This is a genomic window from Mycobacterium botniense, from assembly GCF_010723305.1.
GTDB lineage: Bacteria > Actinomycetota > Actinomycetes > Mycobacteriales > Mycobacteriaceae > Mycobacterium > Mycobacterium botniense.
On sequence record NZ_BLKW01000004.1, the window covers coordinates 744,285 to 757,676 of the forward strand.

Annotated in this window: 10 protein-coding genes and 1 pseudogene; 8 read left to right on the forward strand and 3 right to left on the reverse strand. The window is 66.6% G+C overall.

The window, feature by feature from the left end; translation table 11 throughout:
- Nucleotides 1–22 precede the first annotated feature (22 nt).
- The 3 genes from G6N08_RS13480 (at nt 23) to G6N08_RS13490 (ending at nt 6,514) form a co-directional block, all read left to right on the forward strand.
- Nucleotides 23–4,378: a non-ribosomal peptide synthetase gene (locus G6N08_RS13480; protein WP_163760592.1), complete on the forward strand. Its 4,356-nt coding sequence runs from the start codon at nt 23–25 to the stop codon at nt 4,376–4,378.
- A complete protein-coding gene (mbtG, locus tag G6N08_RS13485) occupies nt 4,375–5,673 on the forward strand; it encodes an NADPH-dependent L-lysine N(6)-monooxygenase MbtG (protein ID WP_163758045.1) in 1,299 nt (432 codons plus the stop codon). Before G6N08_RS13480 ends, mbtG begins: the two co-directional genes overlap by 4 nt.
- Nucleotides 5,674–5,977: 304 nt before the next feature.
- Nucleotides 5,978–6,514 (forward strand): MTB12 family secreted protein, encoded by a 537-nt coding sequence (locus G6N08_RS13490; protein ID WP_163758048.1) that lies wholly within the window; start codon nt 5,978–5,980, stop codon nt 6,512–6,514.
- A gap of 23 nt (nt 6,515–6,537) precedes the next feature.
- On the opposite strand, the pseudogene G6N08_RS13495 reads toward G6N08_RS13490, so the two are convergent.
- From G6N08_RS13495 to G6N08_RS13505, 3 genes and pseudogenes are all read right to left on the reverse strand, one after another.
- Nucleotides 6,538–7,412: pseudogene (locus tag G6N08_RS13495) on the reverse strand (sigma-70 family RNA polymerase sigma factor).
- Complete coding sequence (locus G6N08_RS13500; protein ID WP_163758050.1) at nt 7,409–8,017, reverse strand: carboxymuconolactone decarboxylase family protein; 609 nt, start codon at nt 8,015–8,017, stop codon at nt 7,409–7,411. The pseudogene G6N08_RS13495 and the gene G6N08_RS13500 overlap by 4 nt, the downstream one beginning before the upstream one ends.
- 74 nt (nt 8,018–8,091) lie before the next feature.
- Nucleotides 8,092–8,406, reverse strand: a complete 315-nt coding sequence (locus G6N08_RS13505) for a type II toxin-antitoxin system VapB family antitoxin (protein WP_163758052.1) — start codon at nt 8,404–8,406, stop codon at nt 8,092–8,094.
- A gap of 179 nt (nt 8,407–8,585) precedes the next feature.
- Between G6N08_RS13505 and hrcA the strand changes: the two genes are divergently transcribed.
- The 5 genes from hrcA (at nt 8,586) to G6N08_RS13530 (ending at nt 13,383) form a co-directional block, all read left to right on the forward strand.
- On the forward strand, nt 8,586–9,617 hold the full coding sequence (gene hrcA, locus G6N08_RS13510; protein WP_163758054.1) for a heat-inducible transcriptional repressor HrcA: 1,032 nt from the start codon (nt 8,586–8,588) through the stop codon (nt 9,615–9,617).
- 60 nt (nt 9,618–9,677) lie between these two features.
- Nucleotides 9,678–10,829, forward strand: coding sequence for a molecular chaperone DnaJ (gene dnaJ / locus G6N08_RS13515; RefSeq protein WP_163758056.1), 1,152 nt, complete (start codon nt 9,678–9,680; stop codon nt 10,827–10,829).
- Between the two features lie 19 nt (nt 10,830–10,848).
- Nucleotides 10,849–11,595 carry a 16S rRNA (uracil(1498)-N(3))-methyltransferase gene (locus G6N08_RS13520; protein WP_163758057.1) on the forward strand — a complete coding sequence of 249 codons (747 nt, stop codon included), beginning with the start codon at nt 10,849–10,851 and terminating at the stop codon, nt 11,593–11,595.
- Between the two features lie 142 nt (nt 11,596–11,737).
- Entirely contained in the window at nt 11,738–12,289 is a 552-nt protein-coding gene (locus G6N08_RS13525) for a nuclear transport factor 2 family protein (RefSeq protein WP_163758059.1), read from the forward strand.
- A 44-nt stretch (nt 12,290–12,333) separates the two neighbouring features.
- A complete protein-coding gene (locus tag G6N08_RS13530; protein WP_163758061.1) occupies nt 12,334–13,383 on the forward strand; it encodes a PhoH family protein in 1,050 nt (349 codons plus the stop codon).
- The last annotated feature ends 9 nt before the right edge of the window (nt 13,384–13,392 follow it).

Below are 13,392 nucleotides of genomic sequence, written 5' to 3' on the forward strand. Positions count from 1 at the left end.
CGCGGCGGGTATCGAGGACGTGATGGCGCTCAGCCCGCTTCAGGAGGGGCTGTACTCGCTCACTACTTTGGCGGAGTTCACCGAAGCCGGACCGGCCGACGATCCGTACGTGATCGGGATGGCTGCCGATATATTGGGAAACCTCGACGTCGGTCTGCTGCGCGAGTGCACGGCAAAGATGTTGGTTCGCCACCCGAACCTGCGGGCCAGCTTTGTCAGCCGCGGGATTCCGCGCCCCGTGCAGATTGTGCCGACACGCGTCGACCTGCCTTGGCGTCACGTTACGGCCACACCCGCTACTGTCGCGGCGCTGGAGACCGAGGAACGCAGGCGGCCTTTCGATTTCGAACGCAAACCGGCAATCCGCTTTCTGCTCATCGAACTACCAGACGCCCAATGGCGTTTCGTGATCACTGCCCATCACATCGTGATCGACGGCTGGTCGCTGCCCGTGTTCGCCGACGAGCTGTTCACCCTGTACTGCGCCGGCGGGGATCTCGATGCGCTACCTGAGGCGCCGCGCCCGTACCGGGACTACATCGGATGGCTGGCAAACCGTGACGCCGATGCCAGCCGGCAAGTGTGGCGCGAGTATCTCGCCGGGTTGTCGGGTCCGACGCTGCTGTCTGCCGCGATGGGCGGCGAGCACCTCGGAGCGGGTCTGCCGCGCCGCACCGAGGTGCGTAGCGACGCGGCCGCCACCGCACGGTTGGTCGACGGTGCCCGCGCACGCGGGATCACCGTCAATACGCTGCTGCAGACGGCCTGGGCGCTGGTGTTGTCGCGGCTGACCGGCCGCACAGATGTGGTTTTCGGTGTCACAGTGTCTGGCCGCCCGCCCGAGATGGCCGGCGTCGAAACCATGATCGGCCTGTTCATCAATACCGTTCCGCTGCGGGTACGTCTCGACGGCCGGGCGACTGTCGGTACGCAATGCCATGGCGTGCAAAAAGATGCGGCGATGTTACGCGAGCACAGCTACCTAGGGCACGCAGAACTGCGAGCACTTGGCGGTGTCGGTGAGATGTTCGACACCCTGTTCGTCTATGAAAACTTTCCCCGCGGGGGACTTTCTGGAGACAGCGAATTACGTGCTGCCGGTGTCACATTCCGCCCGGCAACGTTGGAGAGCCTGTCGCATTTCCCGGTCGCGCTGGCCGTGCATATGGCTGGACGGTCGCTGGTCATGCTGGTCGAGGTGCTCGACGGCGCGCTGGGCTCCACCACCGGCGCCATGCTGGGCCGCCGGGTGCTGACCACCGCTGAGCGGCTGCTGTCGATGTGGGACCGGCGGCTGGACGAGGTCAGTGTGCTTCTCGACGACGAGGCGGCGCCGCTGGGCACTGCGCGGTCGTGGCAGAAACCACCGGCGGCGACTGGCATCCACACCCGGTTCACCGCGATCGCCGGAAAGATGCCCGACGCCGTGGCGCTGAGCTGGGCGGGCGGAGAGATGCGCTATCACGAGGTGGATGCTGCGGCGAACCGGCTCGCCGCGTTGCTGGCCGCCCGCGGCGCGGGGACCGAAACTCCGGTTGCGATACGACTGGCCCGCGGTCCGGCGTACATCGTGGCTATGCTCGCGATTCTGAAAGTCGGCGCGGTGTGCGTGCCGCTGGAGCCGGGAATGCCGCCTGAACGTGTCAATTCGATTCTGCGCCAAACGAATGCGGCGATCGTTGTCGACGAGGGCCTGGTCGCGCTCGCTGAGCGGTGTGCCAGCGACTTCCGGCCTGTCGATGTGGATTCGGACCAGGCCGCATACGTGGTGTTCACCTCCGGAACGACCGGAGAACCTAAGGGTGTCATCGGAACTCATGCTGCTTTGAGTGCGTACGCCGACGATCACATCGACACCGTGCTGCGACCCGCCGCCGCTCGGTTAGGCCGCACGCTCCGTATCGCCCATACCTGGTCGTTCGCGTTCGACGCCTCCTGGCAACCGTTGGCGGGGTTGTTGGACGGGCACACCGTGCACATCGTCGACCAGCACACCCAGCCCGACGCTGAGGCGCTGGTAGCCAGCCTCGCCGAGCACCGTGTCGACATGATCGACACCACACCGTCGATGTTTGCCCAACTCCGTGCCTGTGGTTTGTTGACGAGCGTGCCCCTGCAGGTGCTGGCACTCGGCGGCGAAGCCGTCGGCGCGGCGGCTTGGTCGGCCATCCGCTTCGAGTGTGCCCGTACCCCGTTGGCCGCCTACAACTGCTACGGCCCCACCGAGACCACAGTGGAAGCGGTGGTCGCCGCCGTCGCCGAACACGAGAAACCGTCCATCGGGCGGCCGACTCGCTCCACCCGCGGCTACGTCCTGGACTCGGCTTTGCGGCCAGTGGCGTATGGGGCGATCGGCGAACTGTATTTGGCCGGTGGGCAGGTGGCCCGCGGCTATCTCGGTCGGCCTGGGGAAACCAGCCATCGATTCGTCGCCGACCCGTTCACCGCCGGTGAGCGGATGTACCGTACCGGGGATCTGGTGCGCCGAGACCCCGACGGCTCGCTGTGCTATCTCGGCCGCGCCGACACGCAGGTCCAGATCCGTGGTCATCGCGTCGAACCCGGCGAAATCGCCGCTGCACTCGAGTCGCACCCGGCTGTGCAGCAGGCGGGTGTGCTGGTCCGCACACAGCAGGGTGGCCCGCGGTTGACCGCCTATGTCGTGAGTACGGACATGAATGGCGACGGTGGCCCCTCCCCTGCCGATCTGCGCCAACTGCTCAGCTCCCGGCTCCCGCGCTACATGATTCCGCACCGCATTGTCGTCGTCGACGCGATCCCGTTGACCGCCAACGGCAAGGTCGACGAAGCTGCCCTGGCGGCGATTGATAGCGCGGCTGGAACGGCGCCACAAGCGATACCCGAAACCCCCACCGAAACCGCGCTGGCCGACGTGCTCTCTGAACTGCTCGGCATCCCGGACGTGGATGTGACCACCGAGTTTCTGCAGCTGGGCGTGGACAGCATCATGGCGCTGTCGGTGGTACAGGCAGCGCGGCGGCGCGGGATCCGGCTGCGGGCCCGGCTGATCCTCGAATGCACCACGATCCGCGAGTTGGCCGCCGCGATCGACGCTGAAGCCGGCACAGGAATCCGGCAGGCCGACGATACGGGCGGCCCGATTCCGCTGCTGCCCAACGCGCACTGGCTCTACGAATATGGTGAGCCGCGGCGGCTGGCGCAGATCGAAGCCATCCGGCTGCCTGACGGGATCAGCGGCGAACACGTCCGGGCTGCGCTGGCCAGCATTCTCGACGCTCACGAAGTGCTGCGCTGCCGGCTCGACCGTGCCGCGATGACGCTATGTCCGGCCCGGCCCGACGAGGTGCTCACCGAGATCCGTGTTGACCAGGACCTGCGGTCAGCAGTCGCGGCACACGCCCAAAGCCTGACCGACCGTCTGGATCCCGAACGGGGAACGATGATCGCGGCAGCGTGGCTCTGGTCCCCGAATGGACACAGTGTGCTCCTGCTGGCCGCCCACGTGCTGGCGATGGACCTGGCATCGTGGCGTGTGGTGTTGGGCGAACTCGACGCTGCACTATCCGCGGCGGCGGGAGATCACGTTGTGCCGGTGTGCGAGCACACCAGTTACCGGCGGTGGGCGGCGGCGCTCACCGAGCGCGCCGCCCGCCTGTGTGACGTGTCGTTCTGGCTGTCCCAACTCCGGGGCGAGGATCCTGCGCTGGGGAAACGGCGGGTGTGCGCCGCCTCGGACCGGGCCCGCGACTTGCAGGTGTGGTGGGCGGCCATCGACCCCGGGACCACGCGCCGACTGGTGCATTCCGGTGTGCCGATGTTCGACCTGCTGGTTGCGGCGGCATCGGCGATGGTCACCCGGTGGCGGCAGACCCGCGGCCAACCAACCCCGGCGCCGTTGCTGGCGCTGGAAACACACGGCCGCGCCGATGCAGTGGTCGAGGGCGCCGACACCAGCGACACCGTGGGACTGCTCAGCGCCATCTACCCGCTGCGGGTGGATACGGCCGACCCACGGCGGGTCGCGGAGCTGCTGGCGATGGTCCCCGGTGACGGACTCGACTATGGCCTGCTGCGTTACCTGCGGCCGGATACCGCGCGACAACTGGCCGCGTTCCCGGGACCGCAGTTGTTGCTGAACTACCTTGGTCGCATCGACCTCGGCGGCAGTGGCGGTGGGTTGCGGCTGGACCGCGAACTGCTCGGTGGGATGCCTGCGATCCCGGAGCCCGACGCCGCAGTACGCCACGAGTTAACCGTGTTCGCGGCCGTGCTGGGCGGCAACGATCAGCCGGTGCTGGTGACGCAGTGGCGGGCGCTGCCCGACATTCTCACTGACGCGGACGTCACTGCGCTACAAGAAATGTGGAGCGACGCGTTACAGGGGATGGTGACATGACGACACTGGCGGTGCTGGGCGCCGGGGCCAAAGCGGTCGCTGTTGCGGCCAAGGCATCGGTGTTACGCGACATGGGGATCGACACCCCCGACATCATCGCCGTCGAACGGATCGGGGTGGGCGCCAATTGGCAGGCCAGTGGCGGCTGGACCGACGGGGTCCACCGGCTGGGCACCAGCCCGGAAAAAGATGTCGGTTTCCCCTACCGGTCATCGCTGGTGCCGCGGCGCAACGCCGAACTCGACGAACGGATGACCCGATACAGCTGGCAGTCGTTTTTGATCGCCACCGCGTCGTTCGCCGAATGGATCGACCGCGGCAGACCGGCGCCCACCCATGGTCGATGGGGACAGTACCTGCGTTGGGTGGCCGATCAGGTCGGCCTGAACATCGTCCAGGGCGAAGTGGACGAGCTCGCAGTCGCCGGGGACCGCTGGGCGGTGCACACCCACGACACCACGGTGTATGCCGAGGCCCTGATGATCACTGGGCCCGGACAGGCGGAGCGATCGTTGTTGCCCGGCAATCCGCGAGTCCTTTCGATCGCGCAGTTCTGGGACCGTGCTGCCGCGCACGACCGCATCACCGCCGAACGGGTGGCAGTGATCGGCGGCGGCGAGACCGCTGCGTCGATTCTCGATGAACTGTTCCACCACCGGGTTTCGACTATTACGGTCATCACCCCGCAGGTGACGTTGTTCACCCGCGGCGAGAGTTTCTTCGAGAACTCGCTGTTCTCCGACCCCACCGACTGGGCAGCGCTGACGCTGGAAGAACGTCGTGACGCGATCGCCCGCACCGACCGCGGGGTGTTCTCGGCGAGCGTGCAGGAGGCGCTGCTGGCCGACGACCGGATCCATCACCTGCGCGGGCGGGTCGCACACGCGGTCCCGCGCGACGGGCAGATCAGGCTCACGCTCAGCAGTAACCGGGGCAGCGAAAACCTGGAAACTGTGCACGGTTTTGACCTGGTGATCGACGCCTCGGGCGCCGACCCGATGTGGTTCACCTCGCTGTTCAGCCAGGACGCGCTGGACCTGCTGGAGTTGGGCCTGGGTGGGCCACTGACCGCGGACAGTGTGCAGGAAGCGATCGGCTACGACTTATCCGTCATCGATGTCACGCCGAAGCTGTTCCTGCCGAACCTGGCCGGGCTCAACCAGGGGCCCGGATTTCCCAACCTGAGCTGCCTGGGGCTGCTATCCGATCGGGTGCTGGGGGCTGAACTGCGCGCGAGTACCCCTGCGGATAAACCCGCGATCAGCAGAAACGATGAACAGCAACCCCTGCGATGACGACCGGCGCACCGGGTTTTGCGCTAGTCAATCCACAAAGCAACACGGCCTGTGGCCGCTTCCCGTCGAGGCAACGCCGGGCGGCGGGTGGTATTCGGCGAAGCCAGCGGCGCAGTCCGGCAGCGACATATCGCGCACAAAGCGATCCACCGGCGAGCCCGGGAGCCGGCACGAAGGCGATTACGGCAGGCTAACGGTGGTCGGGTTGTTGTAATACAATCGCTCGAGCCCGCGACACCTACCGGCGTAAACCTGATTTAGCCTGCACCGATACCGACGTTGTCGTCTGATCGAAGGGACACCCATGACCAAAGTTTTCGCCAGCAGCATGGCAGTGGTGGCCGCAGTCGGAGCCGCGGCCACCGGCGCCACCGGTAGTGTCGGCAGTACCTTGCTGACGGTCCACGTGCAGCCCGTCGTGCTCAGCGCACCGATTCCGCTGGACCCGCCGCCGGCACCCAACCCGCCGCCGGCGCCGAACCAGCCGCCGGCGGCGAACCTGCCGAGCGCCGAGCAGTTATCCGCCCTTTGCACACAAGTGACCGATCCTGGTGTGTCGTATACCACCAAGACCAATCTGGTCCAGGGCGGTATCAGTCCGGACGAGGGCCATTCGGCCGACCACGAGCTCAGAAAAGCCTACCGGGACGGGAAGTTTCCGCTGTCGTTCAACGTGACGAATATCCAGCCCGCCGGCCCGAATGCCACCGCTGACGTGACCATCACGGGCCCGAAGCTCGCGGCGCCGGTTACCCAGAACTACACGTTCGTCAACGACGGTGGGAACTGGATAATGTCGCACGAGTCCGCGGTGGCGTTGTTGCAGGCGGCCACTGCCTGACCGCGGCCGCGCCGGGGCGGGTCTCACTGGCCGGTCGCGCTGAGGTCGAGTCGGGCGATGCGTGCCGGGTCGGCCAGTACGTCGATCGCGGTGATCTGCCCCTCGCGCACGAGGAACCCCATGACGGCGACCGGCCGGCCGCGCACGACGATGACCGCCCCCGCGGTGCCATGGACGGTAGCGGGGCGCACTTCTCGTTCTGCTGCCGCGTAACCGCGCGCCAGTTCGGCCACCGCCGACGCACCCCGCTCGAAGCGGACCGCTCCCGGACCGAAGTCGCCGCGCAGCACCACATCGGGGTGCAGCACCGACACCAACCGGTCGAAGTCACCGGCGCGCCCGGCCGCGAAGAAGGCATCCACCACCTCAGCCTGGGCCCTGAGGTCGGTGTCTGCAATGACGTCCGCGTCCCGGATACGGCGACGGGCCCGGCTGGCGAGCTTGCGGGTCGCCTCCGGCGAGCGCTCGACTATCGGAGCGAGTTGATCGAACGGCACGGCGAACACGTCGTGCAGCACAAACACCAGCCGCTCCTCCGGGGACAACGTGTCCAGCACCGCGGACAACACAACGCCAGTCCCACAGCGTCGGCCAGCATGGCCCGGTGCTCGGGATCGACCTCGCCGGCCGGATCTAGCACAGGGTCGGGTAACTGTGCGACACGTTCTCAGTGGATGCGCCGAGCGCGCAACGTGTTCAGGCAAATGCGTGCCACCACGGTCGTCAGCCAGGCCTCAAGATTCGCCAGGTTCTCAGTGCGGCCGCGGCTCAACCGCAGCCACGCTTCCTGCACGGCGTCCTCGGCGTCGTCGATCGAGCCCAGCATGCGGTAGGCGACAGCGCGCAAATGCGGGCGTGCTGCCTCGAAACCCGCGGTCAGCGCCGCATCGGCGGTCACATCACACCGGTGTGCCGGCCGGTGTCGGGCCGCGCGCACACCTTCCCGTCGGAAAAGCCCGCGGATTCGATGCCCAGCGCGGTGTTGAACCGGGCCCGCAGATTGCCCAGCGTGATGACGTGGGTGAGCGCGACGAGTTGCGCGGTGTCGAAATGCGCTCGCAGGCTGTCGAAAAGCTCATCGCCCACGTCAACAGGGGTGCGGCTGATCGCCGTCGCGTACTCCAGTATCAGCTTGTCGACATCGGAGAAGCATGAAGCGCTCCGGTAGTTGGACAGCGCGAGCAATTCCTCGTCGGTAATTCCCCACCCGCGCGCGATCTGCGAACCGAGGTCGATGCAGTACGCGCAACGCACCGTCGTCGCCGCCTTGAGTTCGGCGAGCGCCCTGTGCCGCGGACTGAGGATGTCCAGTTTCGACTCGGCCAGCTCCAACCGCCCGTAGGCGTTGAGCAACTGAGGGATGTGCGCATACATCCGCAGGGGTTCGAGCATGGTCGCGGTTTCCAGACCGGTCATCTGCTTGAGGCGTCGCCGGGTGAAGAAGAAGGCGATCTTCGCGCCCAGGCTGGCGTCGCGGTCGGAGACTCCGGCAAGCCGTGACATGTGTTCCCTCCTGACAGGTGCACCGATCTTTGTTACTTCGACACCCGTCGCGGGCGGAATGTGACGACGAGCAATTAAACCTGCCGGTACCCCGGCCCATCCATGTCGAATACCCGCGCATGCAACACCGTGCGATTACGCAGCGCCGCGCGCACCGCCCGGTGCAGCCCGTCCTCGAGATAGACCACGCCCTTCCACTTCACCGCGTGCGGGAACAGGTCGCCGTAGAACGTAGAGTCTTCTGATAACAGCCGATCCAGCGCCAGTACCGTCGTCGTGGTGACCAGCTCATCGAGCCGGATTTGCCGCGGCGGTATCTGCGACCAGTCTCGGTAAGACAGGCCGTGGTCAGGGTAGGGCCTGCCTTCTCGCACGCCCTTGAAGATCATCCCTGGTCGGTTCTCGCTGTGGGGCTGACCATGGTGGTAAGGCTAACGCGGCGATGCTGCGGGCCGGCAGGAGCCTTTCGCTCATGGCAGTGCCCTGCCGGCGCAGCCCGCGGTTGTCCAAAACGCTGGCTCCGCTGCTGCGGCCCGTAAAATGGACGCGGTCAAGGAGGTGGGTTTCGATGGCGAGTGCTGATGAGCGCCGCTTTGAAGTGCTACGCGCCATCGTCGCCGACTTCGTCGCCACCAAAGAACCGATCGGCTCGAAGGCGCTGGTGGAGCGTCATAACCTGGGGGTCTCCTCCGCCACAATCCGCAACGACATGGCGGTGCTGGAAGCTGAGGGCTACATTACGCAGCCGCACACCAGCTCGGGGCGAGTGCCCACCGAGAAGGGCTATCGGGAATTCGTCGATCGGCTCGACGATGTTAAGCCGCTATCCGTTGCTGAGCGGCGTGCCATCCAGAAGTTCTTGGAGTCCGGTGTCGACCTGGACGACGTGTTGCGCCGGGCAGTCAGGCTGCTGGCCCAGCTGACCCGTCAGGTGGCGATCGTGCAGTACCCGACGTTGTCAACGTCGACGGTCCGGCACGTCGAAGTGATCGCACTGACGCCGGCGCGCTTGCTGATGATCGTCATCACCGACTCCGGCAGGGTCGACCAGCGCATCGTCGAACTCGGCGATGTCCTCGACGAACACCAGCTTTCTCGGCTGCGCGAGCTGCTCGGCCAGGCATTGGAAGGCAAAAAGCTGCCGGCGGCTTCGGTGGCGATTGCCGACCTCGCCCGGCATTTTGACGGCGGCGACGGCCTGGGCGACGCCGTCGGGCGCGCGGCGACGGTGTTGCTGGAAGCACTGGTGGAACACAACGAGGAACGACTGCTCATGGGCGGCACCGCGAACCTGACGCGCAACGCGGCCGACTTCGGTGGTTCGTTGCGTTCGATCCTGGAAGCGCTCGAGGAGCAGGTCGTGGTGTTGCGGCTGCTGGCGGCCCAGCAGGAAGCCGGCAAGGTCACGGTACGCATCGGACATGAGACCGAAGCAGAGGAGATGGCCGGCGCCTCGATGGTTTCCACGGCTTATGGCACCTCCGATACTGTTTACGGGGGTATGGGTGTACTCGGCCCGACCCGGATGGACTATCCGGGAACTATCGCTAGTGTCGCTGCGGTTGCTATGTACATCGGCGAAGTACTGGGTGCTCGGTGACCGCGCACTCGCTGCAGCATTTGTCAACGGTCGCCTGAGGCGGGACCAGAAAGGTCAGGCGTGGCACGCGATTACTATGGCCTGCTCGGCGTGAGCAGAAACGCGAGCGAGACGGAGATCAAGCGCGCGTATCGCAGGCTGGCGCGCGAGCTGCATCCCGACGTCAATCCCGACGAAGAAGCGCAGGCGAAATTCAAGGAAGTCAGCATCGCCTACGAGGTGCTGTCCGACCCGGAGAAACGTCGCATCGTCGATATGGGCGGGGATCCGCTGGAGAGCGGCGCGGGTAACGGATTTCCCGGCTTCGGCGGGCTCGGCGACGTTTTTGAGGCCTTTTTCGGCGGCGGGTTCGGGGGCTTCGGCGGTGGCACGGCCTCCCGTGGTCCCACGGGCCGGGTCCGGGCCGGCGCAGACTCGCTGCTGCGGATGCGGCTGAGCCTCGACGAGTGCGCCACCGGCGTCACCAAACAGGTCACCGTCGATACCGCGGTGCTGTGCGACCGGTGTCACGGCAAGGGCACCAACGGCAGTTCATCGCCGGTGCGCTGTGACACCTGCGGCGGGCGCGGAGAGGTGCAAACCGTGCAGCGCTCGCTGCTGGGCCAGGTGATGACATCACGGCCCTGCCCGACCTGCCGCGGCGTAGGGGAAGTCATCCTCGACCCGTGCTACCAGTGCGGTGGCGACGGCCGGGTACGGGCGCGCCGGGAGATCAGCGTCAACATTCCCGCCGGTGTCGCCGATGGGATGCGGGTGCGGCTGGCCGCCCAAGGCGAGGTCGGGCCCGGGGGAGGGCCGGCCGGTGATTTGTACGTCGAAGTCCACGAACAACCCCACGACGTGTTCGTCCGCGACGGTGACGATCTGCACTGCACGATTTCGGTGCCGATGGTCGATGCTGCGCTGGGCACCACCGTCACGGTGGACGCGATTCTCGACGGCTTGACGGAGATCACCATCCCGCCCGGAACGCAGCCGGGGTCGACTGTCACACTGCGCGGTCACGGCATGCCGCACCTGCGCTCGGGCGTGCGCGGTGACCTGCACGTGCACGTCGAGGTGGTGGTGCCGTCGCATCTGGACAAACGCGATATCGAGTTACTGCGTGAGCTGAAGAAGCGGCGCAGCCGCGATGTGCCCGAGGTGCGATCGGTGCACAACGAAGGCAGTGGGTTGTTCAGCCGACTGCGCGAAACTTTCACGGGACGCTAGTCGTCGGGCCCTGCCCGCCATGGTGGCTGCGCTGTTTTACGTCGACTCGCTCCCCGAGGCCGGTGTGGTGGCCACGGTCGACGGCGACGAAGGCTTTCACGCCGCCACCGTGCGACGGATCCGCACGGGCGAGCACCTGATGCTCGGCGACGGCGGTGGTGGCCTGGCCCGGTGCGTGGTCGAACAGGCAGGACGCGGGCGGCTGTATGCGAGAGTGCTGGACCGCTGGCAGGTGGCGCGCCGGCAGCCGGCGGTGACCGTGGTGCAGGCGCTGCCCAAGTCGGAGCGGTCCGAGTTGGCGATTGAATTGGCCACCGAGGCCGGCGCTGACGCCTTCGTGGCGTGGCAGGCGGCGCGGTGTGTGGCCCGCTGGGACGGTGCGCGTGTCGAGAAGGGGTTGCGCCGGTGGCGTGCGGTGGCGCGCTCAGCGGCCCGGCAATCGCGGCTCGCGCACATCCCGCCGGTCGACGGCCCGGTGTCCACCGCAACGCTGACTACGCGGATCCGTGAGCAGGTGTCGTCCGGCGCCACAGTGCTGGTCTTGCACGAGTCGGCGACTGATCGGCTTGCGGATCTCGTTTTAGCCCAAGCGAAATCGCTGATGCTGGTGATCGGTCCCGAGGGGGGTATCGCCCCTGACGAGATCGCCGCATTGACCGGCGCGGGCGCCGTCGCGGTGCGGCTGGGCCCGACCATACTGCGGACGTCCAGCGCGGCCGCAGTCGCGTTAGGTGCGCTGGGTGTGCTGACCCCGCGCTGGGACTGAACCGGCTGGAACCTCTTTTCGCCGAGCCTGTCGATGCCGTGCTCGCCACTCGCAACTCTGCACGCCGCCTGACCGCGCAATCTGCCTGCGCGACGGCGACCGCTGTGCGACCCTCGAAGCCTGGCGGGAAGGACGGTGTTCGATGAGCGAAACTGGCTACGACCTGAGCGCACTCTTCGACGAGCATGTCGCCCACGAGTTCGTGGCCCAGGATGTTGCCGCGACGATAGCGACGATGACCGCCGAGGCGTTCGTCACCCATGTGCCCACCATGACAGGCGGGGTGGGCGCGGACGCGCTGACGGATTTCTACACCAGGTACTTCATCGGGCACTGGCCCGGCGACACCACGATCATCCCGGTGTGCCGCACCGTCGGGCCGGATCGTGTCGTCGACGAGATGATCATGTCGTTCACCCATGACATCCCGATCCCCGCGTTCCTGCCGAACGTGGCGCCCACCGGGCGTGCGGTCATGCTACCCGTGGTGGTGGTCATGGGATTCGAGGCGGACAAGATCGCCTACGAGCGGATCTACTGGGACCAGGCTTCGCTGTTGGCGCAGGTCGGATTGCTCGACGAGAAACAGCTGCCTATTACCGGTGCGGTCCAAGCTCACAAAGTGCTCGACAAGGACCTGCCGGCGAACACCGTGCTGCGCGCTGACCAGCCCGGGGCCCCGGCGGTAGACTGAGCGCGCAGCCACCCAAACGACAGAAAGCAGGCATCAGAAACCACGTGACGCCCCGCGACACCAGCGCTGCTGACTCGTCATCGTCGTCTACTCAAGTTCGCAGCAGCATCGATGTTCCGCCCGACCTCGTCGTGGGCCTGCTGGGTTCCGCCGACGAAAATCTGCGCGCCCTCGAGCATGTATTGGCCGCCGGCCTGCACGTGCGCGGCAACGCTGTCACCCTCTCCGGCGAACCGGCCGATGTCGCGCTCGCTGAGCGAGTCATCGCCGAACTGGTTGCGATCGTGGCCCGCGGCCAGACGCTGACACCCGAGGCGGTGCGCCACAGCGTCGCCATGCTCGTCGGTACCGGTAACGAATCGCCGGCCGAGGTGCTCACCCTGGACATCCTGTCGCGCCGCGGTAAGACGATTCGACCCAAAACGCTCAACCAGAAGCGCTACGTCGACGCGATCGACGCCAACACCATCGTCTTCGGGATCGGGCCCGCCGGCACCGGCAAGACGTATCTGGCGATGGCCAAAGCCGTCAACGCACTACAGACCAAGCAGGTCACCCGCATTATCCTTACGAGACCCGCAGTGGAAGCCGGTGAGCGTCTCGGCTTTTTGCCGGGCACACTGAGCGAGAAGATAGACCCGTATCTGCGCCCGCTGTACGACGCGCTCTACGACATGATGGACCCCGAGGTGATCCCCAAGCTGATGGCTACCGGGGTCATCGAGGTGGCGCCGCTCGCCTACATGCGGGGGCGCAGCCTCAACGACGCGTTCATCATCCTCGACGAGGCGCAAAACACCACCGGCGAGCAGATGAAGATGTTCCTCACCCGGCTGGGATTCGGATCCAAAATCGTCGTCACTGGCGACGTCACCCAGATCGACCTGCCAGGCGGGGCTACCTCCGGTTTGCGAGCGGCGGTCGACATTCTCGGCAATGTCGACGATATCCACATCGCGCACCTCACCAGCGCGGACGTGGTACGCCACCGGCTGGTGTCGGAGATCGTCGACGCCTACGCCAGACACGAGGAGCCCGGCCTGGGGATGAACCGGGCGGCCCGGCGGGCGGCCGGCATCCGTCCTCGCCGGTGACTGCGGGGT

Excerpts from the sequence above, each read along its gene's own strand:
- G6N08_RS13490 (WP_163758048.1), top strand. The coding sequence starts at position 5,978 with ATGACCAAAGTTTTCGCCAGCAGCATGGCAGTGGTGGCCGCAGTCGGA.
- G6N08_RS13505 (WP_163758052.1), bottom strand. The coding sequence starts at position 8,406 with ATGATCTTCAAGGGCGTGCGAGAAGGCAGGCCCTACCCTGACCACGGC.
- G6N08_RS13500 (WP_163758050.1), bottom strand. The coding sequence starts at position 8,017 with ATGTCACGGCTTGCCGGAGTCTCCGACCGCGACGCCAGCCTGGGCGCG.
- mbtG (WP_163758045.1), top strand. The coding sequence starts at position 4,375 with ATGACGACACTGGCGGTGCTGGGCGCCGGGGCCAAAGCGGTCGCTGTT.
- G6N08_RS13525 (WP_163758059.1), top strand. The coding sequence starts at position 11,738 with ATGAGCGAAACTGGCTACGACCTGAGCGCACTCTTCGACGAGCATGTC.
- G6N08_RS13480 (WP_163760592.1), top strand. The coding sequence starts at position 23 with ATGGCGCTCAGCCCGCTTCAGGAGGGGCTGTACTCGCTCACTACTTTG.
- hrcA (WP_163758054.1), top strand. The coding sequence starts at position 8,586 with ATGGCGAGTGCTGATGAGCGCCGCTTTGAAGTGCTACGCGCCATCGTC.
- G6N08_RS13520 (WP_163758057.1), top strand. The coding sequence starts at position 10,849 with ATGGTGGCTGCGCTGTTTTACGTCGACTCGCTCCCCGAGGCCGGTGTG.